Annotated in this window: 2 protein-coding genes and 1 pseudogene; all 3 read left to right on the top strand. The window is 69.3% G+C overall.

Features of this window, described 5'->3' with window-relative positions; translation table 11 throughout:
• Positions 1-102: 102 nt before the first annotated feature.
• Positions 103-393: pseudogene (locus AB0P35_RS41980) on the top strand (SDR family oxidoreductase); the annotation flags it as partial.
• A 78-nt stretch (positions 394-471) separates the two neighbouring features.
• Positions 472-828 carry a helix-turn-helix transcriptional regulator gene (locus AB0P35_RS41975; RefSeq protein ID WP_363521844.1) on the top strand — a complete coding sequence of 119 codons (357 nt, stop codon included), beginning with the start codon at positions 472-474 and terminating at the stop codon, positions 826-828.
• Positions 829-1,081: 253 nt separating this feature from the next.
• Entirely contained in the window at positions 1,082-1,381 is a 300-nt protein-coding gene (locus AB0P35_RS41970) for a hypothetical protein (RefSeq protein WP_363521842.1), read from the top strand.
• The last annotated feature ends 795 nt before the right edge of the window (positions 1,382-2,176 follow it).

The following is a 2,176-nucleotide window of genomic DNA, read 5'->3' as shown; positions in this document are numbered from 1 at the left end:
CACCTGGCTCCACACCTACAATCACCACCGCGGACACACCGCACTCGCAGGCAAGCCACCCGCCAGCCGCGTCCCCAACCTCACGGGTCAGTACATCTAGGGGTCGCCTCCGCCGCCACCAACGCGTTGCCTCCATTCACCGCAGCCCTCGCACTGGAACTTGCACCGGTACGCGTCAACCTCATCGCGGCCGGCTTCGTCGACACTCCGCTGTCGGCCTCGCTTCTGGGCGACCGGATCGAGGAACGCCGCGCCGAGCTGCGCGCGACGCTGCCGATCGGCCGGGTCGTCGGACCCGCGGACGTTGCGGCGTTGGCCATCCACCTCATGGTCAATACGGCGTTGACCGGTGCGACATACGACATCGACGGCGGGCAGCAGTTCGTCTCATGACGAGCACACCAGGAGCATCGGAGTCGACATGGCCGAGGAGCAGTTTTACGTCGTCGAGTCTCCCCTTCCCATTGGCGGGTGACGTTCGACAACGGCCCGGTCAATCTGCTGGACCCGGACACGAACCTGCGGCTGCCGATGGCCGAGCGGGATATGTTCCAGACCACGGACTTGGTGCCCCGCTTGGCCGAGTACGGGTACACCTGTCGCGGGAGCAGGTGTTCCGGTTGGTCACGCAGCCCCCCGCAGCGGTTGTCGATGGACACCCTCGCGGTGCTGTGCGCGATCCTGGACTGCTCGCCGGCGGATCTGATCACGGTGAAGGAGGTCCGGCGCCAGATCGCCAAGCCGACCGCGTCGGGGGAGAGCGCCACCTCGACCGGAGCCGTCCCGCCGGTGAGGAGGGTGCGGGTGCGGCGCCCCGATGACCTGTGAGCGGCCGACACCCGGAGCCGCCGTCGGAGGGGGTGGAACTCGCCGGCCGCCGTCGCCCCGGCCATGGCGGGCCAGGAGCTGCGCGAGCCCGTAAGCCGAGTTCGGGTTCTGCGCCGCGGGCCCGGCGGCCTGCCCCGTAGACGGCGATAGCGCCTTCCACATCACTGCCGTCCTCCAGCAGCTCCGCCAGTCGCCGCACGGCGTCATGGTTTCCGTCGGTCGCCGCGTAGACGCGTAGTTCCTCGATCCGCCCGTGCCGGACCAAGAGGTCGGCGAGCCGGTCGCGGCCGTTGACCGAGGTGATCTGCCGACGGTGGAGCAGGGCGATTGCATCGTCGATCCGGCCCTGACGCTCGCGGATCGCCGCAAGCAGACTGACCGCCCTATCAGGGTCGAGGCCGCGGCAGCACCACGGGCCGTCGCAGCGGTGGTCGACCCGGATCCGAGCGGCGAGCAGCGTGGCGGCCACGTCGTCGCGGCCGGCGACCGCCGCCACGTCGACCAGCGCGGTGGCGAGCGCCCAGTCGTCGACGTGCGGCACCAACAGGGGTGAACGCCTCCTCTGCGCGGCTGTGTCGGGTGAGTAGCCGCGTGTAGGACTCCAACGCCATCGGGTGCCCGGCCTCCATGTGGGCCCGAACGGTCTCAACCGCCTCCTCGGTACGGCCCCAGCCCTCCAGCAGCTCGGCCGCAGCAGCAAAGGCCGTCCACCAGCCGGTCGCCAGGTACGGCGTGAGCACCTCCAACGCGTCAGCCCGCCGACCTTGCTCACCCAACAACCGCGCCCACGCCAGCGCGCAGAACCACTCCCGCGTCACGCCTGCAGCTCCGCCACGTCGACATGGCCTCGTTCGAGCAGCCGCGCGACCAGCTCCGGCGGGATGCACCCAGACCGCGTCCGGGCCCGGTAGTCAAGATCAGCAGCGTCCACGGCCACGCACCATAGCGCCCGTCCCTGACAGCTACAGCTGCAATGACGCCCCGCCAACTGAAGCCTTCGCCACCAGTGACCCTCGAGCTCATGCGGCTCTTCGGGATCACCGACGCGACCGCCATGCGGTACCTCAGTGCGGCCTACCCGAGCGCACCGCGAAGCTGCCCAGGTAACCAACCGCCAGAGCATCGGTCACGTGTCGCGATGAACTGCGAAGCCGCCGACCGTGCCAAAGACATGCACGGCGGTGACCTGTCACGCCTGGTCGGTCTGGTTGCCCGTACGGTACCGCCAACGGGCGAACAGCCGATGGTCGTGCTCTGAGAGGACGTTAAGTCCGTTTCTGGTAGCGGCCACGTCCGGGTTGGGCGAGGAGTCCCTGACGAACGAGTCGTCCCAAGCGGGAGCGGGTGA

The organism is Kitasatospora sp. NPDC085879 (assembly GCF_040686255.1).
GTDB lineage: Bacteria > Actinomycetota > Actinomycetes > Streptomycetales > Streptomycetaceae > Kitasatospora.
Note: the sequence above shows the minus strand (reverse complement) of the source record. Positions and strands in the feature narration are given on the sequence as shown.